Annotated in this window: 17 protein-coding genes, 1 tRNA gene and 2 pseudogenes; 12 read left to right on the top strand and 8 right to left on the bottom strand. The window is 65.0% G+C overall.

From position 1 onward, the window contains the following. Positions 1 to 87: 87 nt before the first annotated feature. From DFR49_RS19175 to DFR49_RS19160, 4 genes are all read left to right on the top strand, one after another. The gene (locus tag DFR49_RS19175; protein ID WP_119037340.1) at positions 88 to 1,059 is read left to right on the top strand and encodes a helix-turn-helix transcriptional regulator; all 972 of its coding nucleotides are present in this window, start codon (positions 88 to 90) and stop codon (positions 1,057 to 1,059) included. A 378-nt stretch (positions 1,060 to 1,437) separates the two neighbouring features. Then, positions 1,438 to 3,321 carry a potassium transporter Kup gene (locus DFR49_RS19170; RefSeq protein WP_245968676.1) on the top strand — a complete coding sequence of 628 codons (1,884 nt, stop codon included), beginning with the start codon at positions 1,438 to 1,440 and terminating at the stop codon, positions 3,319 to 3,321. A gap of 89 nt (positions 3,322 to 3,410) precedes the next feature. Next, positions 3,411 to 3,487: transfer RNA gene (locus DFR49_RS19165), tRNA-Met, on the top strand. 84 nt (positions 3,488 to 3,571) lie between these two features. Continuing rightward, positions 3,572 to 3,826, top strand: coding sequence for a putative hemolysin (locus DFR49_RS19160; RefSeq protein ID WP_245968652.1), 255 nt, complete (start codon positions 3,572 to 3,574; stop codon positions 3,824 to 3,826). 113 nt (positions 3,827 to 3,939) lie between these two features. Here DFR49_RS19160 and DFR49_RS19155 read toward each other — a convergent pair whose 3' ends face one another. Further along, the gene (locus DFR49_RS19155; protein ID WP_119037339.1) at positions 3,940 to 6,147 is read right to left on the bottom strand and encodes a TonB-dependent siderophore receptor; all 2,208 of its coding nucleotides are present in this window, start codon (positions 6,145 to 6,147) and stop codon (positions 3,940 to 3,942) included. A 202-nt stretch (positions 6,148 to 6,349) separates the two neighbouring features. Between DFR49_RS19155 and DFR49_RS19150 the strand changes: the two genes are divergently transcribed. The 5 genes and pseudogenes from DFR49_RS19150 to DFR49_RS19130 all read left to right on the top strand — a co-directional run bounded on the left by DFR49_RS19150 (position 6,350) and on the right by DFR49_RS19130 (position 11,300). After that, positions 6,350 to 8,467: a TonB-dependent siderophore receptor gene (locus tag DFR49_RS19150; protein ID WP_170151068.1), complete on the top strand. Its 2,118-nt coding sequence runs from the start codon at positions 6,350 to 6,352 to the stop codon at positions 8,465 to 8,467. 3 nt (positions 8,468 to 8,470) lie between these two features. Then, positions 8,471 to 8,779: a hypothetical protein gene (locus DFR49_RS19145; RefSeq protein ID WP_119037337.1), complete on the top strand. Its 309-nt coding sequence runs from the start codon at positions 8,471 to 8,473 to the stop codon at positions 8,777 to 8,779. Next, positions 8,776 to 10,338, top strand: a complete 1,563-nt coding sequence (locus DFR49_RS19140) for a PepSY-associated TM helix domain-containing protein (RefSeq protein WP_119037336.1) — start codon at positions 8,776 to 8,778, stop codon at positions 10,336 to 10,338. Before DFR49_RS19145 ends, DFR49_RS19140 begins: the two co-directional genes overlap by 4 nt. A 117-nt stretch (positions 10,339 to 10,455) precedes the next feature. Continuing rightward, positions 10,456 to 10,659 (top strand): annotated as a pseudogene (locus DFR49_RS19135) (hypothetical protein); the annotation flags it as partial. Then, complete coding sequence (locus tag DFR49_RS19130; protein ID WP_119037334.1) at positions 10,659 to 11,300, top strand: DUF4198 domain-containing protein; 642 nt, start codon at positions 10,659 to 10,661, stop codon at positions 11,298 to 11,300. The pseudogene DFR49_RS19135 and the gene DFR49_RS19130, both read left to right, overlap by 1 nt. Positions 11,301 to 11,390: 90 nt before the next feature. Here DFR49_RS19130 and DFR49_RS19125 read toward each other — a convergent pair whose 3' ends face one another. Further along, positions 11,391 to 14,099, bottom strand: coding sequence for a YadA-like family protein (locus DFR49_RS19125; protein WP_119037333.1), 2,709 nt, complete (start codon positions 14,097 to 14,099; stop codon positions 11,391 to 11,393). A 301-nt stretch (positions 14,100 to 14,400) separates the two neighbouring features. Here DFR49_RS19125 and DFR49_RS19120 point away from each other — a divergent pair, with 301 nt between their 5' ends. Further along, positions 14,401 to 15,849, top strand: a complete 1,449-nt coding sequence (locus DFR49_RS19120; RefSeq protein ID WP_119037332.1) for a sensor histidine kinase — start codon at positions 14,401 to 14,403, stop codon at positions 15,847 to 15,849. Next, on the top strand, positions 15,846 to 16,541 hold the full coding sequence (locus DFR49_RS19115; protein ID WP_119037331.1) for a response regulator transcription factor: 696 nt from the start codon (positions 15,846 to 15,848) through the stop codon (positions 16,539 to 16,541). Before DFR49_RS19120 ends, DFR49_RS19115 begins: the two co-directional genes overlap by 4 nt. 27 nt (positions 16,542 to 16,568) lie before the next feature. Here the strand turns inward: DFR49_RS19115 and DFR49_RS19110 are convergent, their stop codons facing one another. The 6 genes from DFR49_RS19110 to DFR49_RS19085 form a co-directional block, all read right to left on the bottom strand. Beyond that, a complete protein-coding gene (locus DFR49_RS19110; protein ID WP_170151067.1) occupies positions 16,569 to 17,840 on the bottom strand; it encodes a serine hydrolase domain-containing protein in 1,272 nt (423 codons plus the stop codon). Between the two features lie 29 nt (positions 17,841 to 17,869). Further along, a complete protein-coding gene (locus DFR49_RS19105) occupies positions 17,870 to 20,485 on the bottom strand; it encodes a TonB-dependent receptor (protein ID WP_119037329.1) in 2,616 nt (871 codons plus the stop codon). Between the two features lie 172 nt (positions 20,486 to 20,657). Further along, the gene (locus DFR49_RS19100) at positions 20,658 to 20,972 is read right to left on the bottom strand and encodes an AtuA-related protein (RefSeq protein WP_211325948.1); all 315 of its coding nucleotides are present in this window, start codon (positions 20,970 to 20,972) and stop codon (positions 20,658 to 20,660) included. Continuing rightward, positions 20,969 to 22,309: an acyclic terpene utilization AtuA family protein gene (locus DFR49_RS19095; protein WP_211325947.1), complete on the bottom strand. Its 1,341-nt coding sequence runs from the start codon at positions 22,307 to 22,309 to the stop codon at positions 20,969 to 20,971. The genes DFR49_RS19100 and DFR49_RS19095 overlap by 4 nt, the downstream gene beginning before the upstream one ends. After that, positions 22,306 to 23,616, bottom strand: coding sequence for a CitMHS family transporter (locus DFR49_RS19090; RefSeq protein WP_119037328.1), 1,311 nt, complete (start codon positions 23,614 to 23,616; stop codon positions 22,306 to 22,308). Before DFR49_RS19090 ends, DFR49_RS19095 begins: the two co-directional genes overlap by 4 nt. 82 nt (positions 23,617 to 23,698) lie before the next feature. Beyond that, positions 23,699 to 24,619, bottom strand: coding sequence for a LysR family transcriptional regulator (locus DFR49_RS19085; RefSeq protein ID WP_119037327.1), 921 nt, complete (start codon positions 24,617 to 24,619; stop codon positions 23,699 to 23,701). A gap of 307 nt (positions 24,620 to 24,926) precedes the next feature. Here DFR49_RS19085 and DFR49_RS22305 point away from each other — a divergent pair. Continuing rightward, positions 24,927 to 25,144, top strand: a pseudogene (locus DFR49_RS22305) (hypothetical protein); the annotation flags it as partial.

Here is a 25,144-nt window from a genome sequence, read left to right as displayed (position 1 = left end):
TTTCATCGCGTTCGTCCGATCGTCTCAGAGACGATTGACGGGTGCGATGGCGGCGCTAGAATTTCGTCTCCTGGGGAGGGCTAAGGGGTGAGCCGCGACGGGGGGCTTGATTGGCACGGCGCGCGTTTTACGCGCGTTACGACCGATGTCGCGCCGGCCGGCGAGCGGTTCGATTTCTGGCATGCGCTGTTTCCGGGCATCGAGTTGCGCCACACCGTGCGTGAACACGGCTATGGCGCAGCGGCGCTCACCTGCGCGGGCGACGACGGCATCGCCTTCACCGATCTTTCCTGTGCCCCCACTGCGTCGCGCTTCTTCGACGGGCGGCTCGATCACATGCAGCTTTGCCTCGTCACGGAAGGGCAGTTCGGCTTTACCCACGGCAGCGACGAACGCGAGCAGCTCGGGCCCGGCCCGGGGCTTTACCTGTTCGATTGCCACCGCGCGGCCCAGACCTATTCGGAAGCACGCTATCGCGCGTTCCACATCACCTTGCCGCGCGCGCTCGTCCATCGCACGATGGGCGCCGATCCGATCGGCGGCGACCGATCGTTGCGTACGCTTCCCGATACGCCGCTCGGGCTGCTGCTCAAAAGCCAGCTCCACGCGCTTTCGGTCTATGGGCCGGCGATGGACGCCGAGGAAACGGCGGCGGCGATGGACGCGATGAGCGGCCTCACGCTTGCCTATCTGAACCGGTTCAACCCCGCGCGCGCGGATGCCGGGGACGGCGCGCTCGACGACGCGATGTTCGCCGCCGCGTGCCGCTATATCGACGCCCGCAAGGACCGGCCGGACCTGACCGCCGCGACGATCGCGCGCGCGATCGGCTGCTCACGCGCGGGGCTCTACCGGATGTTCAACCGGCGCGGCCTCGCGGTCAGCGACCATGTCCGCCAGGTCCGGCTCAACCACGCCCGCCGGCTGCTGCGCGAGACCGCGCTCGACATCGGTGAGGTCTCGCTGCGCTGCGGCTATGGCGACCTGTCCGCCTTCGGCAAGGCGTTCCGCCGCCGCTTCGGCATGACGCCGCGCGACTGGCGGCTGTCGATTGCTTGAGGGATTGTTTGATGCGCCTTTGGCGCATTGCAGCACCGGCCCGCTCCCCCACCCGGCCACCCATAGGATAATCGCATTGGGTGGTCGGGTGGGGGAGCGGGCCGGTGCCGCTTCAAAAATCGCTCTTTCGCGATTTCCCAAACACGCTCCGCACAAACACGCTCTCGGCAAGCCTGCCCGGCCGGGAGCAAAGCGCGGCGGCCTTCGTTGCATTTGCGCAAGCGACCATGCTGATGTAGAGGCGCCGCCGATGAACAGGGGCAAGGCTGACGATCCGGCCTCGGATCACCTCCTCGGCAATCGGGCGCGAAGCATCCTCCAGTGACGAGCAGCAACGACAGCGGGACGCCTTCCGCGGTGCCCCTCGGCGATCATGCGGTGCAGGTCGGCCAGGCGCCTCATTCGCAACAGGGGCTGCTCAAGCTGGCGGCGGGCGCCGTCGGCGTCGTGTTCGGCGATATCGGCACCAGTCCGCTCTATGCTTTCCGCGAGACCTTCGCGGGCCACCATCCGCTGACGCTCGACGCCGCGCACATCATGGGCGTCGTCAGCCTGATGTTCTGGTCGATGATGATCGTCGTGACGCTCAAATACGTCTCGATCATCATGCGCGCCGACAACAAGGGGGAGGGCGGCAGCCTGGCGCTGCTCGCGCTGGTATCGGGGCGCACCAAGACCAAGCGCTGGACGCGCGGGATCGTGCTGCTTGGCGTGTTCGCGACCGCGCTTTTCTATGGCGACAGCATGATCACGCCCGCGGTGTCGGTCCTGAGCGCGGTCGAGGGGCTGGCGGTGGCGGCGCCGGCGTTCGGCGCACTGGTGCTGCCGATCGCGGTTGTCATCCTCGTGTTTCTGTTCGCGATCCAGCGCAGCGGCACCGCGCGCGTCGGCGCTCTCTTCGGCCCCGTCATGTTGTGCTACTTCGCGGTGATCGCGGTGCTTGGAATCATCAGCATCATCCAGACGCCGGGCATCCTGTGGGCGTTCTCCCCCACCTATGCGATCCGGTTCTTCGTATCAGACAGCGTGCGCGCGTTCCTCGCGCTGGGATCGGTGGTGCTCGCGGTGACGGGGGCCGAGGCGCTGTACGCCGATATGGGGCATTTCGGGCGCAACCCGATCCGCGTTTCGTGGCTGGTGTTCGTGCTGCCGGCGCTGATCTGCAATTACATGGGGCAGGGGGCGTTGCTGTTCCGCGAGGGCGTGACCGCGCTCGAAAGCCCGTTCTACATGCTCGCACCCGACAGTTTGCAGTTGCCGCTCGTTTTCCTGGCGACCGCGGCGGCGATCATCGCCAGCCAGGCGGTGATATCGGGCGCGTTCTCGGTGACGCAGCAGGCGATCCAGCTCGGCTTCATCCCGCGGCTGCGTATCGAGCACACCAGTGCGGCAACCGCGGGGCAGATCTATATCCCACTGATCAACTGGCTGCTGATGGCGATGGTCGTGCTGCTGGTGCTGTTCTTCCAGACCTCGTCCAACCTGACCTCGGCATATGGGATCGCGGTGACCGGGGCGATGCTGATCGACACCTGCCTGCTCGGCGTGGTGCTGTTCCGGTTGTGGAACTGGCCCGCCTATTTCGCGATTCCACTGCTTGCGGTGTTCTTCCTCGTCGACGGGGCCTATTTCGCGGCCAATTTGACCAAAGTGCCGTCGGGCGGCTGGTTCCCGCTGCTGATCGGTTTCCTGGTGTTCACGGTGCTGACGACCTGGGCCAGCGGGCGCCAGTTGATGATCGCGCGGCTGCGCGAAGCCTCGATGCCGATCAAGGTGTTCATCCAATCCGCCGCCAACGCCGCGACGCGCGTGCCCGGCACCGCGGTGTTCATGACCTCCAGCGCCGATGGCGTGCCGCATGCGCTGCTCAACAATCTGAAGCACAACAAGGTGCTGCATGAACGTGTCGTCCTGCTGACGGTCAAGATCGCCGACGAGCCGTTCGTCGCCGAGGCGGACCGGATCGTGCTCGAGGACATGGGGCAGGGGTTCCACCGCATGATCATCCGCTACGGCTTCATGCAGGAGGCCGACGTCCCCGCGGCGCTGGCGCGCGTCGACAAATGCGGCGGCGCGTTCAAGATGATGGACACCAGTTTCTTCCTCGCGCGCCAGACGCTGCTGCCCGCCGAGCGGCCGGGGATGATGCTGTGGCGCGAGAAGCTGTTCGCCTGGATGCTGCGCAACGCCGAAAGCGCGATGGAATTCTTCCGCCTGCCCACCAATCGCGTGGTCGAACTGGGCAGCCAGGTGGAGATTTGAGCCCGGTCGGATTCGGCCTTAAAATGCCGCTTCGGGTCGCTTGACCGGAGGGTGGCGGCTTTCTATAGCCCGCGCCTCACGAACAGTGTGGCGGAGTAGCTCAGCCGGTTAGAGCAGCGGAATCATAATCCGCGTGTCGGGGGTTCAAGTCCCTCCTCCGCTACCAACAAACCCCACACGGGTTTATGCGCGTATGCCTTGGCAGGGCTATGCAATCCCTCAAAATTCACCATGAACACATGAGGATGGGATGATGAAGATGCGTGGTCTTTTTCTCGCCGGCTGCCTTGTGGCTATTGGCGGCTGTTCCGCGCCCGACGCTACCGAGGCGCCGCCAAAGACCGGGATCGCCAATCCCGCATCTGAATTTTGCGTGCAGCAGGGCGGCCGCGTGGAAATCAGAGATGGCGCCAATGGTCAGACTGGTTTTTGCCATCTGCCAGACGGCAAGGTGATTGAGGAATGGGAATATTTCCGCGCGAACCAACCACCCGCGGAAAGCTGATGCGGCCTTCATTCCGGGCAGGTGCAGGCCGGCCAACTCGCCTTGAGGTTGGCTAGTCCGCGGCCTCACCTGACCAGAAAAGAAGGACGCCGCATCACGGGCGCGATAATCGGTCAGAAGCGATAGTTCGCACCGATGGTGACGTTCCTTGGCGCGCCGTAGCGATACTGGCTGTAGAAGCCGATCTGGCTGAAATAGCGCTTGTCGAGCAGGTTCTCGACATTCGCCTGGAGCTGCAACCGCTCACTCACCGCGAAACGCGCCATCAGGTTGACGAGCGTATAGCCGTCCTGCTGGAACCGGAACGGCGCGCCGGTGACCGGGTTGTCGCCCTCCGAATAGGCCTTGCTGCGGTAGTTGACGCCGCCGCCGATCGTCAGCCGATCGAGCGCGCCTGGAAACGTGTAGGTCGTGAACAGCTTGAGCAGGCGGCGGGGCTGGTCGGCATTGGCCTTGTTACCGTCGGCATCCTCCGCGTTGAACTGGCTGTAGCCGAAATTGACGTTCCAGCCTTCGAGCGGCCGGCCGGTGATCTCGACCTCGAAGCCCTTGCTGACCACGCCGTCGGCGGCGATGTAGGTCTGCTGCGGGATGCCGCCGCCCGGGGGCGGAACCGGTGCCCCGTCGGGCTGCGCCACATTGTCCTGCTCGATGCGGAACAGTGCGATCGAGGTCTGGAGCGCATCGCCGAAGAAGGCGCTCTTGAGGCCGACTTCATAGGCCTTGCCGTCGAGCGGATCGAGTTGCCGGAAATCGCGGTCGAGCGCGCTCTGGGGCTGGAAAATCGTGGTGTAGCTCGCATAGAGGCGATGATTGGAGGCCAGATCGTAGAGCGCGCCGACATAGGGGATGAACACATCGTCATCGCCATAGTCGCTGCTCACGTTGTAGCTGAAGCCGTTCTGCTTCCAGCTCGCCAGCCGGCCGCCGCCGATCAACTTCAATGAATCGGCGAGGTTGAGGCGCAGCGCCCCATAATAGCCGGTCTGCTTGATCCGCTCCTTCACCTGGAGCGACGGCACGTCCGAAAAGCCCGGATAAGGGTAGGAATCGCCGTCCCAATTGTTGAAGTCTCCTGCCGGCGGGAAGGAATAGGGGTTCGCCGGGTCGGTGATGTTGAGCGGCTGGAACGTGTTGGTGTAGCGGTTGATCGTGCTGTCGAGCGCGCCGAGCACGATGTCGTGATCGCGGCCGAACAGGCGGATCCTGCCCTTGATCTGGGCGTCGTAGCTGTTCTGGATGCTTTCGCCTTCGTCGGCGAAAGGGTTACTGGCGAGGCCCAGCCCGGTGTCCTTGTCGACCGTTCCGTAGATGTAGAGGATGTTGGTCCTCTCCGCGTTGCGCAGGCGGTTGTAGTTGACTTGCGCGCTCCAGCCGCTGCCGAAATCGTGGCGCAGCGTGGCGAAGAAGTTCTGGTTGGTCGTGTCCCAGAACGCCCAGTCGGCCGACGCGGTCTTGGAGCGCGGCCAGGCGGCGAAGCTGCCGTCGCCGTAGAAAGAGGGGAGGGCGCCCCAGGCGGGCGCGTCGGGCCGCCCCTGCTGGTGGCTGAAGCCGACCCGGAGCAGCGTGTCGTCGGTCACGTCCGCGTCGAGCGTGCCGTAGAGGACCAGCTTCTTGTTGCGGTAGAGATCGATATAGCTGTCGCCTTGCTCGTAGCGGCCCACCGCGCGGATGCGCAGGCGGCCGTCCGCGGTCACCGCGCCGCCGATGTCGCCCGACACCTGCCACGTATCCCAACTGCCGTAGCTGGCGTTGACATAGCCGCCCCAATCGGCGCGATCGGCGTGCTTGCGAACGAGATTGACCGAGGCGGACGGATCGCCCGCGCCACTCAGCAGCCCCGTCGCGCCGCGCACGATCTCGACACGATCGTAGATCGAGACGTCGGCAATGGTCTCGCCTGCGCTGCCGGCCAGCGCCCAGGCGGTGGGCACGCCGTCGATCTGGTAGTTCTGGATCTTGAAGCCGCGCGCGAAGAAACTGTTACGCACGTCGTCGATCTCGGTCATCGTCACGCCGACGCCGTTCTCGACCACATCGGCGACGCTGCGCAGATTCTGATCGATGATGCGCTGGGCGGTGATGATGCTCACCGATTGCGGCGTCTCGCGGACGGTGAGACCGAGTCCGGTCGCGGTATCGATCCTGTCGGGCAGCGTATAGCGGCCGGTGACGATGATTTCCGCTCCATCCTGGATGGCGCCTTCGGACTGGCCGGGCGGCGTTGCCGCGCCGTCTTCCGTGGCGGCCGTCTGCGCGATCGCGGGCGTTGCCAAGGCGGCAAGCGCGCCACCCAGGAGAAGCATGAACTTAAACGTCATCGAAGAAACCCCCAATTAATTCGGCCACATAGGCGCGGTTCGCGGCGGTGCATTTGCTGCTGCCATACATTGTCGAAGCGCAATATGCGGCTGATCCGCAATCGCGAGGCATTCGCAATAAAGGTAGAAATATATCGAATCAAGAGTTGCGATCGATTCTCAATAGCTTTAATCGGTGCTGCGAATCGCAAAGGGGGAATTGGTGGTGCGTCTCGGAATCGGTCTGCCGGCTGTCGTTGCTTTATGTCTTCCGGCGGTGCCCGCGAGCGGGCAGGACGCGGGCACGCAAGACGCATCGAGCCGTCACGCCGACATCGTCGTCACCGGCCTTCTTCCCGACGGGAGTGCGTCTGCATCCAAGGCGGACATTCCGGTTCTCGAGACATCGCAGGCGATCTCGATCCTCTCCGAACAATTGATCGAGGATCAGGGTGTGCGCCGGCTCGGTGACGCGCTCTACAACGTCGCGGGCGTGTCGCGCAGCAACACCTACGGCTTTTTCGACGGCTTCAAGATCCGCGGATTCGAGGCCTCGTCGGGCGCCACCTATCTCGACGGCCTGCGCGAAGATGCGGGTTATGCGACGACCGAACTGGCGGGGCTCGAGCGGATCGAGGTCGTCAAGGGGCCCGCGTCGGGGCTGTTCGGGCAGGGGCCGCTGTCCGGCATTGTCAACCTCGTGAGCAAGCGGCCGCGCGAGGACGCGTTTCTCGACGTCTCGCTCGCGGGCGGTTCGTATGACCTGTTCGAGCTTCAGGTCGACGGCAATGCCCCGCTGACCCGCGACGGCAGCCTGCTCGCGCGGGTCGCCGCCGTCTATCGCGACCAGGATTTCTTCGTCGATTATTCGGGGCAGCGGCGCCTGTTCATCGCGCCCGCGCTGACGTGGAAGCCAGGGCCGGACACGAGCCTGACGCTGCTCGGCCGCTATGTCGACGACAAGATCAATCCCTGGTCGCCGACCACGGCCTATGGCACCGCGCTGCCCAATCCCAACGGGCCGTTGCCGATCGATCTGTCGATCAATGACGGTGATTATCCGGCGATCCAGGAAAACGACAACTGGAACCTTGGCTACGTCTTCGATCACGCCTTCAGTGACGCGATCGCCGTTCACCAATCGCTGCGCTATCAGAATTTCCACAACACCTGGGATCACTGGCTGTTCGTCAGCAGTATCTCCGATGACTTCCGAGAGGTCGGGCGCTTCTATTACGGCCCGTTCGACGAGCATGGTGACAATTTCGCCGTCGATACCAATGTAAGCCTGCGCTTCGCGACCGGGCCGATCGGCCATTACGTCCTCGCCGGCCTCGATTACGGAAGGCGCGAGAGCAACCAGACCAACCTGTTCGACGGCGGGCCGTACTGGCTCGATCTCTACGATCCGGTCTATGGCACCGTCAGCGGACCAGATCCCGATGTGGCCGGCACCACCTATGCCAGCCTCACCAGGCAACGCGGTTTCTATCTTCAGGATCACCTCACGCTCGGCGACGTGCTGACCGTCACGCTCGGCGGTCGCTGGGATCGTGCGTCGAGCGCGATCAACAATGATGGAACCGCCAGTCCGAAGGTCGTGGACACCGCCTTCAGCCCGCGTGCCGGCGCGACGCTGGCGATCGGCAAGGCGGTGTCGCTTTATGTGAACTACGCCAAATCCTTCAATCCGCAGGGCAGTTATCGGGCGTCGGACGGGTCCACGCTGCCGCCCGAACATGGCGTCAATTACGAAGCCGGGGTGAAGGTGGCGCGGGCGGACGGGACGCTGACGGGGATCGCGACCGTGTTCGAGCTGACCCGCACCAACGTCGCCACCGCCGACCTGTCGCCCGATGCGCCGCCGAACACCTATGTGCTGACCGGTGAGCAGCGAACGCGGGGAATCGAGTTGGAGGCGGCATGGCGACCGCTGCCGGGTGTCGAGTTGAGCGGTGCCTACAGCTTCCTCGACGCCAAGGTTACCGCCGATTCGCGTCTGCTGGTGGGCGCGCGTCTTTCCAGCGTGCCGCGCCATGTCGTCAATCTCTGGGGGCGTTACACGGTTCAGAAGGGGCCGTTCGCCAATCTCGGCGCCGGGCTGGGCCTGCATCATGAAAGCAACCGGCCCGCGAGCACAGCCTCGGCGACCTCGATGCCGTTCTATCTCGACAGCTATACGCTGGCGGATGCGGCGATCTTCTACACGTTCGGCGACTGGTCCGCGCAGGCGAACGTCCGCAACATCTTCAACGAACGCTATTTCCCGACCGCTTCACTGACACGCACGACTCCCGGTGAGCCGCGCACGTTCGTGATCAGCCTGTCGCGGCGGTTCTGAGCGATGGCGACGACCGCGCTCCGCCGCCGACGCGTCAGCCGCTGGGGCGTGGCCGTCCGCGTGCTGGCCGCGATCCCGGCCAATTATCTGCTGACCTCGCTCGCGACCGCGTGTCTTGCCCGGGTGCTCGCGATGCCGCCGGCCGAAGCGAGCGTCGCCGCGACGTTATTCTCCTTCGCGTTGTTCGCCATGCTCGCGCTGACCGCTTTCGCGATGCGATCGATCGTCCGCCTCTGGCTGTGGATGATCGGTGCCGGGATCGTGCTGGGCGGTGGCCTCTGGCTTTCGCTGGCGACGGGAGGGCGGTTGTGAAGGAAAGCCTCCGTCAATCGATGGCATGGCTGCATACCTGGGTCGGGCTGCTGTTCGGCTGGCTGCTGTTCGCCATGTTCGCGACCGGCACCGCCGCGTATTTCCAGGAGGAGATCACCCGCTGGATGCAGCCGGAGGTCAGCGGCACCGCCGATCCGGTCGTCGCGACCGAGGGTGCGGTCCGTTACCTCGCATCGATCGCGCCCGATGCGAAGACCTGGTTCATCACCCCGCCGAACAGTCGCAGCGCGACCACGCAGGTTTTCTGGCAACCCGCCGAAGGGCGCGGAGGCCGGGGCGAAACCAGCGCCGTGCTCGACGGCAGCGGCCATAAGGTCGAGGCGCGCCAGACGCGGGGCGGCTTCTTCCTCTACCGCTTCCATTTCGACCTGCATTACATGCCGGTGATCTGGGCGCGCTACCTCGTCGGCATCGCGGCGATGTTCATGCTCGTCGCGATCCTTTCGGGCATCGTTACCCACAAGAAGATCTTCGTCGATTTCTTCATGCTGCGCTTCGGCAAGGGGCAGCGAAGCTGGCTCGATGCGCACAATGTGACGGCGGTGCTCGCGCTGCCCTTCCACCTGATGATCACCTTCACCGGCCTGGTGACGCTCGCGACGCTCTATATGCCTTGGGGGATCGCCGCGAACTATGCCGATCCGGGCACCTTCTTCAACGCCGTCTTCGCCCAGCCCGCGCAGGTAGAACGCAGCGGGCGGAGCGAACCGCTCGCGCCGATCGGCACCATGATGCGCACGGCTTCGGCCGAATGGGGCGGGGCCGATGTCGGGTATCTGAACGTCATCAATCCCGGCGATGCGACCGCCACCGTCACGCTGACCCGCGCGCCCGAGGACGCGATCGGGTCGCGCGGCGAGACGCTGACGCTGAACGGCGTCACCGGACGCCCGTTGGAGGCCGGGCTCACCAAGGGGCCGGCGTTGGAGACCGAAAGCGTGATGATCGGCCTTCATGCCGGTCGCTTCGCCCAATGGGGCCTGCGCTGGCTCTATTTCCTGTCGGGCGTCGCGGGCACGATCATGGTGGGCAGCGGGCTCGTCTTGTGGACGGTCAAGCGCCGCGCCAAGCTGCCGAACCCCGATCGGCCGCATTTCGGTTTCCGGCTCGTCGAGCGGCTCAACGTCGCGGCGATCGCCGGGCTGGGTGCGGGGCTGGCGGTCTATTTCCTCGCCAACCGATTGCTGCCGTCGGGCATGGAAAACCGTGCCGATTGGGAAATCCATGCGCTCTTCATCGCCTGGGGTGCGGTGCTGGCCTGGGCGATCGTCCGCCCGACCCGGCGGGCCTGGGTGGAAGGGCTGGCGGCGGCGGCGTTGCTGTACACGGCCGTGCCGGTGGTGAACGCGCTGACGACACCACGCAATCTGTTCGCGAGCCTTGCCGCCGGGGACTGGCTGTTCGTCGGGTTCGATTGCGCGATGCTGATGCTGGCGGCGGGCTTCGGCTGGGCAGCGCGCAAGGCCGCGCGCGTGCGGGCTGCCCCGGCGCCGCGCCGGCGGACGGCGGACAACGCGGATGTGATGGCGGCGGCATGAGCCATCTGTTTGCCCTTTCGCTCGCGCTCGCGGGGTTCGCGCTCATCGCGTTGTCGATGGGCCGGCATCAGGGGGATATGACGGGGCGTCGGCTCGGGCGGGTCGCTTCGAAGCGCGCGCGTCGGCGGCTATGCGTTGCTGGTGCTGGTCTTCGTGCTCGATCTGGCCGCCTTCGGCCCGGCCTATGGCGCGATCGCCTGGTTCGGCCATCTCAGCATCGGTGCCTGGAGCATCGTCGCCTGGCTCTGCGTGCGTGCAGGCCGCCGCGCGCATTCCGTTTCAATGAGCAAACCGCCCACCGTTTCCAAAGGAGAAGATTGATGCGTATCGCCTTGCCGTTCGTCATTGCCGCCCTGGCCTTCGCGATGCCTGCCGCTGCGCATGAAGTGTGGGTCGAGCGCGATGGCCAGGGGACGGCCCGAATTTACCTCGGCGAGCCGGCGCTTCCCATACCCGACGGCGGCGACCCCGAATGGCACCGCCTGAAGCAGCCGGTGGTGTTCCTGTCCGATCCGGCGCGCCCGCTCGCAACCACGCGGCACGCCGACCATCTCGAAGCCGTGCCCGGCGACGCAGGGGACGTGCGCGTCCGCGACGACAGCATCTTCGATCCGTGGAAAACCGACGCAGGCATGACGGGGGCGATCTTCTATGCCCGCGCGGGCCGCGCCGAGAGCGAGGCGAAGCTCGATCTCGAACTCGTGCCGGTCAGCGCCGGCGCCGATGCATTCACCGTGCAGTTTCGCGGGCGGCCTGTCCCCGGCGCGGCCGTCAACGTGATCACGCCCGATCGCTGGCAGAAATCGTTCACGGCGGATACCGACGGCCGCATCGTCGTGCCGGACCTGGGCGCGGGCCGATACATTCTCGGCGTTTCGCACAGCGAAAGCGCCCCCGGTACGGTCGCGGGAAAGCAGGTCGACCGGCTTGAGCACATCTCGACCCTGACATTCGTGCGGTGATCGGCACGCTCCAGGCAGCCGCAGCCCCCTCGATTCATGGAGCCCGGCATCCGGGCCGTTCCCGCCTGCTTCGGGTGAGGCGCTTACGCGTCAGAATTCCCCGGCCACGCCGACACGGACGGCATTGTTGCCGTGGCCGCCGTAGGCGAAACCTGCGGTGAGTGCGAATGGTTCGGCAGTGTCGAGCCGATGGGAAATGGCGCCGCCGACTGCCTGGGCTTCACGGAACGTCGAGCCGTTCAGCGCATAGCTGGTCCGCCCCGGCGCCGACGGCATCGGCGCATAGTCCATTGCCATCGAGGCGGCGATCCCGGCACGAGCGTCGCGCCGATCGCGGTCGAGATCGAAACGAATTGCCGCGATATCGCCCGGTCCGAAATCGGCCAGCGCGAGATTGCCCGCCGCGTCGGACGTCACATAGTTCACCGCGCCGGATTGCGCCGCCCGGCTCTCCGTGGAGCCGATCCCGGCCAGCGTGTAGGTCGAGGCCGCTGAGCCCAACGCGACCTGGCCCGCACGGTTCGCCACCGCGTTCTCGCCGATCGCCACCGCGCCGTTGGCGGTCGCCTGGGCGTTGCTGCCGAGCGCGATGGCGGATTGCCCTTCGGCCACGCTGTCCGCGCCGATCGCCACCGCGGCAAGCCCGGTCGCGCTGTTGTCCGCGCCGATCGCGACGGCGCCGCGCCCGGTTGCGTGATTGGGATCGCCGATCGCCACCGCGCCGTCGCCCGAGGCGACATTGCCGAGCCCGATGGCGACCGCGGCACCGTCGGTCGCCTGCGCGCTGGTGCCGAGCGCGACCGCATCATCCCCGCCGGCGTTCGCCCCCGAGCCCATCGCGATCGCGTTGGCGCCGGTTGCGGTCGGCCGATCGCCGCTGCCGTTGACGGCCAGATAGTCGGTGCGCTTCAGCGCTGCGTCGGCGGTGGCCGAGGCGCTTTCGGCAACCGAGCGGGCGAGGTCGGCATTGGTCTGCGCCGTTTGGGCAACTTGCGTGGCGGCGTCGGCGCGCTCGGCGGCGGAATCGGCTGCGGTCTGGGCATTGCTGGCGTTGGTGAGCGCCAGTTCCGCGGTCTCGCGGGTCACCGCACCGCTGGCGACTGCCTGATCGGCGAGGCTGCGCGCCTCCTCTGCGCGCGTCTGCGCGGTGGCGGCCTCCGCCCGTGCCAGTGCTGCGTCGTTCGCGGCGTCGTCGGCGGTAGCCTGCGCGGTGGCAGCGTTTGTGAGTGCGGTATCGGCCGTATCCTGCGCCGTCGCCGCGTTGCTCAATGCCGTGTCCGCCGTACTCTGGGCGGTTGCCGCGTTGGCGAGCGCGGTATCGGCCGTCCCCTGCGCGGCGGCGGCGTTGGTGAGCGCCGTGTCGGCAGTCGTCTGAGCGGCGGCGGCCTTGCTCAATGCGGTATCCGCCGTGCCTTGCGCCGTTGCTGCGTCGGCAAGCGCGGTATCGGCCGTCGTCTGCGCCGTATCGGCCGAGGTTTGTGCAGCGGCTGCGCTGCTCAGCGCGGTATCGGCGGTGTTTTGCGCCGTTGCCGCGTCGGCAAGCGCGGTATCGGCCGTCGTCTGCGCCGTATCGGCCGAGGTTTGTGCAGCGGCTGCGCTGCTCAGCGCGGTATCGGCGGTGTTTTGCGCCGTTGCCGCGTCGGCAAGCGCGGTATCGGCCGTCGTCTGCGCCGTATCGGCCGAGGTTTGTGCAGCGGCTGCGCTGCTCAGCGCGGTATCGGCGGTGTTTTGCGCCGTTGCCGCGTCGGCAAGGGCAGTATCGGCCGTCGTCTGTGCCGTGGTCGCGGTTGCTTGTGCTGCCGTGGCGCCGGCGAGCGCACTGTCTGCCGTATTCTGCGCCGCAGCAACGGCCTGGTTGGTGTCGTAAAGCTGCCCGCCCGTCACCGCATCGGTCGAGCCCGCGGCGATAATGCCGTCGGCGGCGTTGACGATGCGCCGCTCGGCGCCGACTCTGCCCACCGATACCGTGTTCGCCTGATCCGCAACCGAACCCTGCCCCAGCGCCACCGCGCCATCGCCGGTGGCGCTTGCGCCCTGACCGAAGGCGGAAGCGCCGACGGCATGGGCTTTGGCGCTTTCACCCACGGCCGTCGCATCGGTCTGTCCGGCGGCGGTTCCCCCCGCTTCGGCATTGGCGCCGATGGCGGTGGCGCGGGCATTGAAATAGGCTTGGCCGGTCCACGTACTGCCGGCCTGGGCGGAATAGCCGATCGCGGTGCTCGATTCGCCGGCAGTAAGGCTCCGGGTACCGTTTGCGGTGCTGCTATCGCTGTAGACAAAGCTGTCTTGCCCGACCGCGGTGCTGTTCGTGCCAGTGAGGTTTGCGCTTTGCCCGACCGCGGTGCTGTTGTCGCCATGAACAATGCTGAACTGTCCGATGGCGGTGCTATTCGCGCCATAAGCGCGGCTGTCTTGGCCGACTGCGGTGCCGTTCACTCCCTCGGCACGGCTTATGGTCCCGATCGCGGTGCTGTGTTCGCCCGAGGCGATACTGTTGTAGCCGACCGCGACGCCATCCAGCCCGCCCGCAGCACTTCCCCTGCCAGTGGCGGTGCCGTGGTAACCGCTGGCGGTGCTGCTCGCGCCGATGGCGGTTGCGGCCTCGCCGGTGGCACGGGCGTTCTCGCCGCATTCCAGAGTTTCGGGCAAGTCGTCGAGGTTCCCCGGCGTACCGTCCGGCCCTGCGTTCACGTTGCATTCCGCTGTTGCGTCGGCCCGGGCCGCCGAAGGCAGCATCAGCGCGGCGGCGATGGCAAGGGGAGTCGCGGCGGCAAGCAATTTTAGGCGTGTAGGACGCATGATACTCTACCCCTCATTTCTGGCAGCAGGCCGTCGTCAGCATGAACGGAGCGCATTTTCCTGTGTGGGTGCTGTACGTTGCGCGCGCCCTTATGCGGGCGTTGCAGCGACGCCCGCGTTACATCGTTTCAGGGCTTGGTTAGGCGTGCGAGAGCCGGCAATTCCACCGATCAATTCTATTGAATTCTAATCAAATCTTGCAGAACACCCAAGCACTTGCCTTCGCGCGCGACGCCTGCGAGGCTTGGCGTTCGCGCCGTGTGAGGGAGGCGGGAGATCGGCTCAGTGTACATTTTCAGCGATGCTTGATCTCAAGACGGTTCTCGTCGTCACGTTCGCAATCGCGAGCTTGCAGGCCGTGGTGTGGACTTTCGTCTGGCGGGCCTGGCGTCATCTGTATGAGTTGAGGTTTCTCGCGGCGGGCTTCATCGCCATCGCGGCGGGTCTATTGCTGATGGTCCTGCGCGGGGAACAACCCGTGGCGTGGGAAATTGTGCTCCACAACACCGCGATCAAGCTGGGCCTCGTGCTGCTGGCCGAAGGGCTCGCCCGCTTCCTCGGGCAGCCGCGTTATAGTTGGCTCGGCATGTCGCTCCTGGTTTTCCAATTGCTGGCCTGGAGCGCTGCCCTCGCCATCGATCCGGGTGATATTGCCAGCCGCATCCACGTCTCGACCCTGTTCACCGTGGTCATCATGTCGATGATGTGTCTGGGCCTTATCCGCGACCGGACGCAACCGGCGCTGCTGCGATGGATCACCATCGCGGTGCTCGCCGAATATATGATCGCGAGCCTCGTCCAGAGCGCGATCGAAGTCGGTCTGCCGGCAGACTTTAAAAGCGGCCCGATCCTCGCGGACCGCAATGCCTGGTATCTCTTGCAGGGCACCTTGTTCCTGATCACGTTCTTCGCGTGCCTGCTGTTCATGGTCAGCTCGCGCCTGTCTGCCGACCTGCGCGAGAAGAACCGGGCCTTGTTGGAGGAGGTGACCGAACGGCGGCGGCTGGAAAGGCAGCTCAACACCAGCATCGAAGTCGAGCGCGCGCTTCGCGAGGAGCAGGCCGATTTCATGCGGGTCGTCAGCCATGAGTTCCGCACGCCGCTTGCCGTGATCCGCAACGCTGCCGACATGATCGGTCTGGTCGGCGACCAATCGCCCCAAGCCACGCGCGAACGGCTCCTGGGCATCGGTGAGGCACTCAACCGCCTATTTTCCCTCATCGACCGTTTCATGACCGACGATCGGGAAAACGCCTACCAGCCCGAGCGGATGCAGGTCGGCTCGCTGCTAGGGGATGTACGGCTGCATTTCGAGATGACCGCGCGCGGCGACCGTCTGCGCTTCGGCACCGAAGACCCGGTGGTTTATTTTTGTGTCGACCCGGACATGCTCGCGACCGTCATCATCAACCTCATCGACAATGCCCTAAAATATTCGCCCGATGATCAATTGATCCACATCGCGGCCCGAGAGGAACAGGAGTCGGTCGTGATCGAAGTCCGCGACCGCGGCATGGGCATCCCCGGCGGCGAACTCGGCAAGATCGGGCGCCGATTCTTCCGGGCTTCCAACGCGAAAGGCCTCACGGGAACCGGGCTGGGGCTTTATTCCGCAAGAAGGCTTCTGGACTATCACGGCGCAACGTTGCAGCTATGTCCAAGCGACGAGGGGGGAACGATCGCGATCGTGCGCATACCGATGCCCACGGAAACGTCTGGCGAGACCCCATTGGAGGTCGAGGCGGCGTGACGCATATTCTGATTGTTGAGGATGAGGAGCGGCTGCGCAAAGATATCGTCGACTTCCTGGCGCTGAGCGGCTTCAAGGCCAGGGGTGTCGGAACGGCGCAGGGCATGCGTAGGGATCTCGCTGAGGCGCCGCCGCCGGCCGTCGTCATCCTCGATGTCGGGTTGCCAGACGGCAACGGGTTCGATCTCGCCGCCGAGATCCGCCGGTCTCACGCTTGCGGCATCATCATGCTGACTGCGCTCGGCGAAAGCGACGATCGTATCCGCGGTTTCGAAAGCGGTGCCGATATCTACCTCGTCAAGCACAGCACCCTGCGCGAAATCGAAGCGGCTGTCCGCAGTCTTTTGAGGCGGATGGGTGATCAGCCGGGCACTGAGAACGGTCATGATGACCCGTGGGTGCTGGACAATGCCAACTGGACGTTGACCGCACCGAACCAGCACGTGCTTAAACTGACGGCTACCGAGTTCGCCTTCATGAGCGCCTTGTTCCTTCGCAGCGGCGACGTGTGCGAGCGCGAGGCGCTGGTGGCGATGCTCGCCAGACCGCGGGCCAGCTTCGACAACCGCCATCTCGACGCGGTCGTCAGCCGGCTACGCCGCAAGATAGAACATCATTTGAAGCTGCGTGCCCCCATCGAGGTCGTTTACGGCGTAGGCTATACCTTCACGGCGCCCGTCGTGGTCGAGTGAAGGGCCGGGACATGTTCCAAAACAAATCTAAGCATGGCCCATCATGGCGTCGAGCGCGCGCATGAAATTGGCGCGGCGCGTGAGGCTGGCTTCACCCACGGGCCGGAATTCCTTGCTGGGCAAGGCCGAGAGAATGACGATGACGGATTTGTTCGCGGGATGGATCCGCAGCGTCTGGCCCGCGAAACCCTGGGCGGCGAAAGAGCCGTCCGTCGATGTCCACCATTGATAGCCATAGCCGCCGCCGGCGGGGTCTTCCCGCGGAGCCGAGGGTTTGGTTGCTTCTACCACCCAACCTTCCGGCAGCACTTGCCGTCCGCCCGCGATCCCGCCGCCGAGGATGAACTCTCCGAAGCGGGCATAGTCACGCAACGTCGCGCTCGCGCTGCTGCCGGCGACTTCCTGCCCGTCGTCGGATTCGAGCAGAAACAGCGCATCCTGTTCGGTGCCGATGCGTGACCAGATGCGGTTCGAAAAATAATCGGCCAGATGACCGCCGATAGCGGCTGTCAGCAGGCAACCGATCACGAACGTGTCGCCGGTATTGTAGTGGAAATAAGTTCCGGGCGGATGCGCGCGGGGCAGCGTCGCGAGATGTGCGAGGATGCCACCCGCCTGCCGGTCCGCGATCACCTTCTCATAATGCAGGTTCACGTCGGCCTGCGGATTCATGTAGTTTTCGTCCCACTGGATGCCCGAGGTCATCGTGAGGAGTTGGCGCAGCGTGACGTCCGCATAGGCCGATCCCTTCAACACGCCCACGTAACGCGCCACCTCGACATCGAGGCTCGGGACGAGACGATCGTGAAGTGCGCAGCCGACGATGGTCGATGTGATCGATTTGACCATCGACATCGACGTCCAATGCTCGGTCGGCTTCAGCCCGAGGCCATAGCGCTCGAGCCGGATCACGCCGTCGCGAATGCCGATGATTCCGGCGACGTGTTCCAGCTTCATGAAATCGTCGAGCGTCTCGGTTCTCGTCTGATCCTGATAGGTGAGCGGGCCGATCTCCTTGCGCGGAAAGGTGCGGACGCTCGCTCCCCGACGGATCGGGCGGGTCGCCAGGATACGCTCGAGGCTCTTGTAGCCCTCCGGCTGGACGTTGGGCGACCAGAACAATTTGTCCCGCCCCAGGAGCCGGGCAAGGAAGCGCTCGTTGGTTTCCGCCTTTCCCGCCGCGCCGTCCGGTGTGGCGGCAGCGGCGTTTGCCGCGCCCGCCATCCCCAAGTCGCCCAGCGCCGCCAGCGACACCGCCCCGGTTGTTGCGGTCAGCATGTCGCGTCTGGAAATCGGCATCGTCATTCCCCTTGTGATGGTGTGCGCCGTCAGAAGTTGGACGAGATCGTGACGCCGATCGTGCGCGGCCGGAAGGTGTAATCGGTGTAGATCGGCTGCCCGCGCGAACGGCTGAGCCCCAAATGCGGGTGCGCGTTGAAGACATTGTCCATGAACAGCGACAGCGAAATTCGATCGAAGAAAGTGCCGCCGACACGCGCGTTGAACAGCGTATTTTCCGGCACCGGAGACATCATGGGATCATAGGAGATCGTCCCCGGATCGGTGCTTCCCGTCCGGCGCTGGCGGCTGTTGTACGTGAGATCGCCGCGGATGAAGGGCTCGATGTCGCCGCCGACCGGCAGCATGTATTGGGCCGATGCCGTCACAGTCCAGGGCGCGCCCGAATTGGGGACGGCCGACCCTTCCGTAATCGTGGTCTTGCCGCTGAGCACCAGCGGCTCGTCGAACTTCGCCAGCGTGTGCCCGACCGCCAGATTGAGGCTGAGACTGTCGAGCGGGTTGAGGTTCACCTGTACGTCGAACCCGCGGCTCGAGGCACTGGCGGCGTTCGCGACAAAACTGTTGGCGCACGACGACAGCGAGACGCTGGTCTGGATGTTGCGCCAGCGAATGTAGAAGGCGCTCGCGGCGAGGTTGATGGCGCCGCCCGCCAGCCGGCTCTTGGCGCCGGCTTCATAGCTCCACAGCGAATCCGACTTGTAGGTCGCGGGCGATCCCGTGAAGCCGAGTTCCGCCAATTGCGCGTTGCACAGCGTGGGAAGCGCCGATTGCGCACCGCCGATCCGATAGCCCTTGGTCGCGGAGACGTAGAAGAGGTTGTTCTGATCGGCCTGATACGAAAGCCCGAACTTGGGCGTCACCGGCGTTTCCGACGACGAAGAGCCGCCGTCGCCATAAGCGGGGGCGAACGGGCCTTCGCCGGGTGCATAGGCGCCGACCGGCACGGGGACACACGGCGAGGAATTGGGCACGCACGCGAGGCCGTGGGGCGCATTCTGGTTGAGATTGGCGCCGCTATAGCGGGCGTCGTAGGAAAATTTGGCGCGCTCGACACGAACACCAACCGTAGCCTTGAGGCGGTCGGTGATCTTGAAATCGGCCTGCGCGAAACCCGCCAGATGCTGTTCGTCGACCCTGAGCCGGCTCTTGTAGGAGACACCGTCGATCAGGCCGATACCGTAATAGTTGACGAATGCACTATAGCCTGGCCCGAAGGGTGCTCCGTCGGTGACAGCGGCCCCCAATTTGGGGATCGAATAGATGAAGTTCGGGTGCGCCTCTTGCGTGGCGAGCTGTCTGGTATCCGCGAAATAGGCGCCGACGACCCAGTTGAACCGCGCATCGGGATCGGCTGCCTGGAGGCGGACTTCCTGGACGAAATTATCCTGATCGTTGCCGAAGAAGGTGATGGCGCGATCACCCGGCACGGGCACGGAGCGGCCCGCATAGATGCGCTCGTAGATGGTTGTATAGTCGCTCGTGAACGTCTGCCGGCGACTGAAATAGGACGTGTTGGAGATCAGCCGCGCCCCGCCGAAATCCCACTCGACGTTGAGGCTGGGGAGAAGGAACTTGTCGTTCAGCGGCTCGTAAAGCGGCTCGTTCTCGATCGCGATATGATCGGCATCGATGGTGCTGACCCATTGCGGGGTGGAGAAATCGCCCGACGCATAATCCGAGGTTTCCGGCCAAAAGCTCGATGTCGCGTCGTGGACATAGCGCTTCTGGTAAAACAGGGCAGGGGTGATCGTGAGGTTATCGGTCGGCGCCCAGGTCAACGCGCCGCGCAGCGCGGTCGTATTCTCCCAATTGACGTCGGCGTAGCCTGTTCCCGTCTTGTCGAAATGCAGCGAATCCGTGGGCCCCGCTGCACCGGTCCGGTCGACGATCGAGGGGGTACCGATGATCTTGTCGATATAGCCGCCGCTGTGGCGGAAGAAGGCACTGAGGCGAAATGCCAGCCGGTCCGCGATCAGCGGGCCGCCCACCGCCGCGCCGGCCTCGTAGCTCGCCGCGCCCGACTGGGTGGTCGCGACTTCAGCGCGGGCATAGCCGCTATAGCCGGTGAGATCGGGCTGCGGCGTGATGAATCGGATGGCGCCGCCCTCCGCGCCGGCACCGAACAGCGTGCCCTGCGGGCCGCGCAGCACCTCGACCCGCTGGAGATCGAAGATCGTCGGATAGGGATTGCTGGCGCTGAAGCCGAGCGTGCGCACCTGGACCGGCGTATCGTCGATATAGATCGCCGTCGTCGCGGCGCCGACCGAAGAGGCGATGCCGCGGACCGAGATGTTCGTCGTCCCTTGTCCGCCTTGCGAAAAGGCCACGCCCGGCGTGAGGCGCTGAACGTCTGCCACCGATTTCACGCCCTGATTGTCGAGCGTTTCCTGGGTGAAGGCCGACACGCTGAGCGGCACGCGCGAGAGCAGTTGCGATTGGCGCGAGGCTGTGACGACGATGTCGCCCGCGGCAACCTCTCCCGCCGATGGAGGTTGCTCGGAAGGCTGGGTCGGCTCGGCTTGCACCGTATCATGATCGGGCGGCGGCGATGCCTTGGTCTGCGCGTGCGCCGTGCCTGCCACTGCCATCATCATCGTGGTTCCCGCGAGAAGATCGGCGCGGATTCCAAGCCAGTTGACCATCGGTTCCTCCCCTTATGATCGTGCCGGGCCTCACTTCATGAGGTCTGTCCGACGAGTGTCTGATCACATCGACATCGTGCCCCGTCGCTTGCTCGCGGACGGACGCTGCGATGTCGGTAGCGGTGTATTGGTTGAGGATTGTTTTTAGAAATATAATGATTGGATGATCTAATCAGGAAATTGATATAATCTCGATATCGAGAAGCTGGGCCCCGAGGGTCTTGCCGTGCGCATCGAGGGCGAGCGAGCGGGTGACGCCGCCGGAGAGCGCTCCGCGCAACACGAAATTCAGCGCGCCCAGTTCGGGTAGCTCGTACCGCTCGCCGCTGAAGATCGGCAACGCACATAAATGGCGGCGGATGACCTCCACTGACAATCGATCGGCCAGCAGCGCATAATTCTCGATGTCGTAAAGGATCACCGAAATCTGCGATATGTCCCCTTTGTCGCCGGTGCGAACGTGGGCGAGGTCGCGTAACAGCATCATGCCACCTCGTACAGCACGGCCGGGGCGACACGGTCGCGCGGCAGCAGAACGGATGTGACCGCCAGCACCTGGCGGACGCTGGCGACGGCACCGCCGCCGCCCGACGGCCCATTGGTATATAGAGCCTCGACTTCCGCGCCGATCCGCCCGGCCGCATAGGCCGAGCGGGATCGGCCGACGGCGCGCGCGCGCACCTCTCGCGGTTCGATGCCGGTCCGGCCGGTCCGATCGACCGCGTCGAGACCGATCAGCTCATATTGCAGGTCCTCGGCATCGATTCCGGTGATCGCCAGCCGGTCACGCACGATGTCGAGCGCCAACCGGCCGCGCGCGACGGCACCCAAACCGGCATAGGAAATCTGACCTTCCCCGATGAACCCGTCCTGATAACCGATCGAAACCTTTAACATGTCGGGCCGGGCCCGACCCGAACCTCCGGTGACGCGGACGCGATCCGGCCCTGCCATCTCGAACCGCACCGTCCGGAAATCGGCGACGACATCCGCCTGTAGATAGGCGCCGGGATCGAGGATCTCGTAAAGCAGTTGCTCCTTGCAGCAGGCCACGCTCAGGCGACCACCGGACCCCGGCACCTTGGTCAGGAGGGCTGAGCCGTCGGGCGATACCTCCGCCAGCGGAAAGCCGAGCCGGGCGAGGTCGGGCACGTCCTTCACGCCGGGGTCGGCGAAATAGCCGCCGGTAAGCTGGCCCGCGCATTCGAGCAGATGGCCGATCACGGTCCCGCGCCCCAGAATATCCCAATCGTCGGCGGACCAGCCGAATTCGTAGGCGAGCGGCCCGAGGAACAGCGCGGGATCGCCCACGCGGCCGGTCACGACGACATCGGCGCCGCCGGCCAGCGCCTCCACGATCGGCGCCATGCCGAGATAGGCGTTGGCCGAAACGACCGAATCGCCCAGATCGGCGGTCGTGCCGTCGTGCTCGCTCAGCGACCGGGGCTGCTCGCGAATCTGATCCAGCACGTCATCGCCGATCACTGCCGCCACCTTGAGGCCGGCCATCCCCAGTTCCCGCGCGATACGGACGATCGCGCGCGCCGCGCTCGCCGGATTGGCCGCGCCCATGTTGGTGACGATCCGCACCCCGTTCGCGCGACAAGCGGGCAAGACCGCACGCATCCTTTCGTCGAGCAGCAGGTCGAAGCCCTGTTCCGGGTCGGCTCGGCGGCGGGCCTGCGCAAGCGCGATCGTCCGTTCGGCAAGGCACTCGAAGACGAGATAATCCAGCTTTCCTTGTTCGGCGAGTTCGACCGCTGGCTCGATGCGGTCGCCCGAATACCCCGCGCCGGCGCCGATTCGGATGGTTCGGCCGGTCACAACGCGAACACTCCGAACGCGACGGCAGCGATGGTCATCACCACCGATGCGCCGAACAGCCAGGGGATGGAAAAGCGTTGATGTGCCCCCAACTCGATTCCGGAAAGTCCGGCGACCAGGAATGTCGCGGGCGTCAGCGGGCTGACAGGAAATCCGGTCGTCATCTGACCGAGCAAGGCGGCTTGCGCCACGCTGACCGGCGCCACCCCGAAATGGGCGCTGACCTCGGCAATGACGGGCAACACCCCAAAATAGAAGGAATCGGGATCGAACAGCAGACTGAGCGGCATTCCGATCACCCCGAGGATCACCGGAATGCGCGGGCCGAGCGCATCGGGCACATGCCCGGCCGAAGCCTCGGCAAGCGCTTGGATCATACCCGAGCCGGTCATGATCCCGGTGAAGGCGCCGGCGGCGAACAGGATGCTCGCCATCAACAGCGCGGCGCGTGCATGCGCGTCGATCCGTGCGCGCTGCGCCTCCGCCGAAGGATAGTTGACCAGCAGCGCGACTGCGGTGCCAACCATGAACGCGACGACCGGCTCAATCAGTCCCGCAACCATGATGGCGATCACCATTAATGTCAGCGCGAGATTGAACCACCACAGTCCCGGCCGACGAAGCGCCAGTTCCTCCGCGCTTGCGTCGACGACCGGCATCGCGCCAGGCCGGAATCCAGCGGTTGTCGTGTTGACGAGCCCCAGTCGTCTTTCCTCGCGAACACCCAACCACCAGGACACCGTGAAGACAAATGCAAGCCCAACCGCCTGCACCGCGATCATCGGCGCAAAGATCTCGGTCGTACTCAGCTTCAGCGCGGCGCTCGCCCGCAGGGTCGGGCCGGTCCAGGGCAGGAAATTGACGCCGGCCGCCAGCGAGGCCGTGCAGGCAAGGACACGACGATCCATGCCGAGGCGATCGTAGAGCGGTCTCAGCGCCGGTATCGTGACGATGAAGCAGACGGCACCCGACCCGTCGAGGTGAACCAATAGCGCGAGGAGGGCCGTCCCCACCGTGATCCTGGAAGGACGCTCGCCGACGAGCCGCAGGATGCGCGCGACGATGGGCGCGAGCAGCCCGGCGTCCGTCATCACGCCAAAAAACAGGATCGCGAACACGAACATGCCCGCGACCGGTGCGATCTTGACGATCCCCGACACGATCAGGCCGGGTGTTTCACCGCCCAGGCCCGCCGCCACTGCACCGATGATCGGTATCAGCACCAGCGCCGCGATCGGTGAAACGCGATTGGAAAGGATGGCGGCGAGAAGCGCCAGGATCGTGATTGCAGCGATCGCTGCCAGCATAGTCTACCCCCCGGGCGCTTTTGGGCGTCCATGCGATATGCCGTTAATAGACCTATACAGCAATTCGAAATAACTTATCGACTTATCCAATATATTTAAGAGTTTCCGCCTCCATTTCGAGGGCGGAAAGGTGCCGTGCCAAGAGCGCGGCACTGGGAGACAGCGACCGGTTGGCCAAATGTGCGATCCCGATCGTACGGGTCGCCTTGGGTTCCCTCAACGGAACCGAAGCGATCTCGACCCGGCTCAGCAGCGGCAACGTGGTGCGCGGCAGCGCGCTAATCCCGAGTCCGGCGACGATGAGTCCGCCCACGGTTGCCAGGTGCGCGCACTCGAACAGCGGTTTGGCGGTGACGTTCGCCCGGATCAGCGCGGCGTCCGTCAGCCTCCGCACGCTGCTGCTGGGCGCCATCGCGATGAAGGGGCGTTCTGCGAAGATGCTCCAACTCGCAGGGCCGCCTTGCGCCAGCGGATCGCCATCGGCGCAGACGAGCACGCATTCGTCGATCATCAGGGGCTGGAATGCGAACACCTCAGGCTGTTCGGGCGGTGTGGTAATCGAGAAATCGACCTGCCGTTCGCGCATCTGCTGATAGAGCGTTCCCGAAAGGCTATCTCGCACGATGACCTCGACTTCGGGGTAATCCATCTGGAACCGGGCCATCGCCAGCGGCAGCAGGTTAGCAGCCACCGACGGCAGCGCTCCGATCACGACCCGGCCGCGCTTCCCCGAAAGCGCATGTTCGAGTTCCGAAAATGTCGCCAGGAAATCGCCAACCAGTCGCTCGACCGCAGGAAGCAACATTTCGCCCGCGGCAGTGAGGTTGACGTTGCGGGTGTCCCGGTCGAACAGCCGGACCGAAAGCTCCTCTTCGAGCAGCCGGATCGTGCGACTGAGCGCCGGTTGCGAAACGCCCATCGCGCGCGCGGTGTCGCTGAAGCTGGAACTCTGCGCCACCATCATGAAGAGCCGTAGGCTCGAAAGGCTGGGAACTCGCTGCATACAGATCTTTCCAGTTACGCCATCGGGGACGAGTGACGATAGCGATATAGACGGATCATCGGTATCGCCGGCAGGGTGCCACGCTCAAATGAACGATCGGCCGCTTTCGAGATGAATTCGAGAAGCTCTGAACGGCCAAGTTGAAGCGCACAGCCGACGTCGGAAACGCGCGACGGGCAGGCCGATCACACCCACAACGTAGCGAGCGGGTATCCTGACGATCGCAGGCATCGCCGCTACCAGTCCGCCAGTTCCGTTCGGAATGCTCATTTGGTTGACACTCTTCTTCTAGATGATAATCATATTCATGAAATGGCATTTCTGCACCTGTTTGCGAGCGTGCTGCCGGGGCGGTCAATGGGGAAGCGAATTGCAACAGTTCGACTGGGCGGACGCGTTTTATCTCGACGACCAACTCACCGACGACGAGCGGATGATCCGCGATACCGCGCGCGCCTATGCGGTCGACAAGCTCGCCCCGCGCGTGATCGAGGCGTTCAACGACGAGATCACCGATCCCGCGAT

Origin of the sequence: Hephaestia caeni, from assembly GCF_003550065.1 — a bacterium.
Lineage (GTDB): Bacteria > Pseudomonadota > Alphaproteobacteria > Sphingomonadales > Sphingomonadaceae > Sphingomonas > Sphingomonas caeni_A.
The sequence above is the reverse complement of the archived record's forward strand: the minus strand, read 5'-3'. Positions and strand labels throughout refer to the sequence as shown.

What these genes read in the sequence shown, in the direction of transcription:
- DFR49_RS19160 (WP_245968652.1), top strand. Translation starts at nt 3,572, where the DNA reads ATGATGAAGATGCGTGGTCTTTTTCTCGCCGGCTGCCTTGTGGCTATT.
- DFR49_RS19155 (WP_119037339.1), bottom strand. Translation starts at nt 6,147, where the DNA reads ATGACGTTTAAGTTCATGCTTCTCCTGGGTGGCGCGCTTGCCGCCTTG.
- DFR49_RS19145 (WP_119037337.1), top strand. Translation starts at nt 8,471, where the DNA reads ATGGCGACGACCGCGCTCCGCCGCCGACGCGTCAGCCGCTGGGGCGTG.
- DFR49_RS19130 (WP_119037334.1), top strand. Translation starts at nt 10,659, where the DNA reads ATGCGTATCGCCTTGCCGTTCGTCATTGCCGCCCTGGCCTTCGCGATG.
- DFR49_RS19125 (WP_119037333.1), bottom strand. Translation starts at nt 14,099, where the DNA reads ATGCGTCCTACACGCCTAAAATTGCTTGCCGCCGCGACTCCCCTTGCC.
- DFR49_RS19120 (WP_119037332.1), top strand. Translation starts at nt 14,401, where the DNA reads ATGCTTGATCTCAAGACGGTTCTCGTCGTCACGTTCGCAATCGCGAGC.
- DFR49_RS19110 (WP_170151067.1), bottom strand. Translation starts at nt 17,840, where the DNA reads ATGCCGATTTCCAGACGCGACATGCTGACCGCAACAACCGGGGCGGTG.
- DFR49_RS19105 (WP_119037329.1), bottom strand. Translation starts at nt 20,485, where the DNA reads ATGGTCAACTGGCTTGGAATCCGCGCCGATCTTCTCGCGGGAACCACG.
- DFR49_RS19100 (WP_211325948.1), bottom strand. Translation starts at nt 20,972, where the DNA reads ATGATGCTGTTACGCGACCTCGCCCACGTTCGCACCGGCGACAAAGGG.
- DFR49_RS19090 (WP_119037328.1), bottom strand. Translation starts at nt 23,616, where the DNA reads ATGCTGGCAGCGATCGCTGCAATCACGATCCTGGCGCTTCTCGCCGCC.
- DFR49_RS19085 (WP_119037327.1), bottom strand. Translation starts at nt 24,619, where the DNA reads ATGCAGCGAGTTCCCAGCCTTTCGAGCCTACGGCTCTTCATGATGGTG.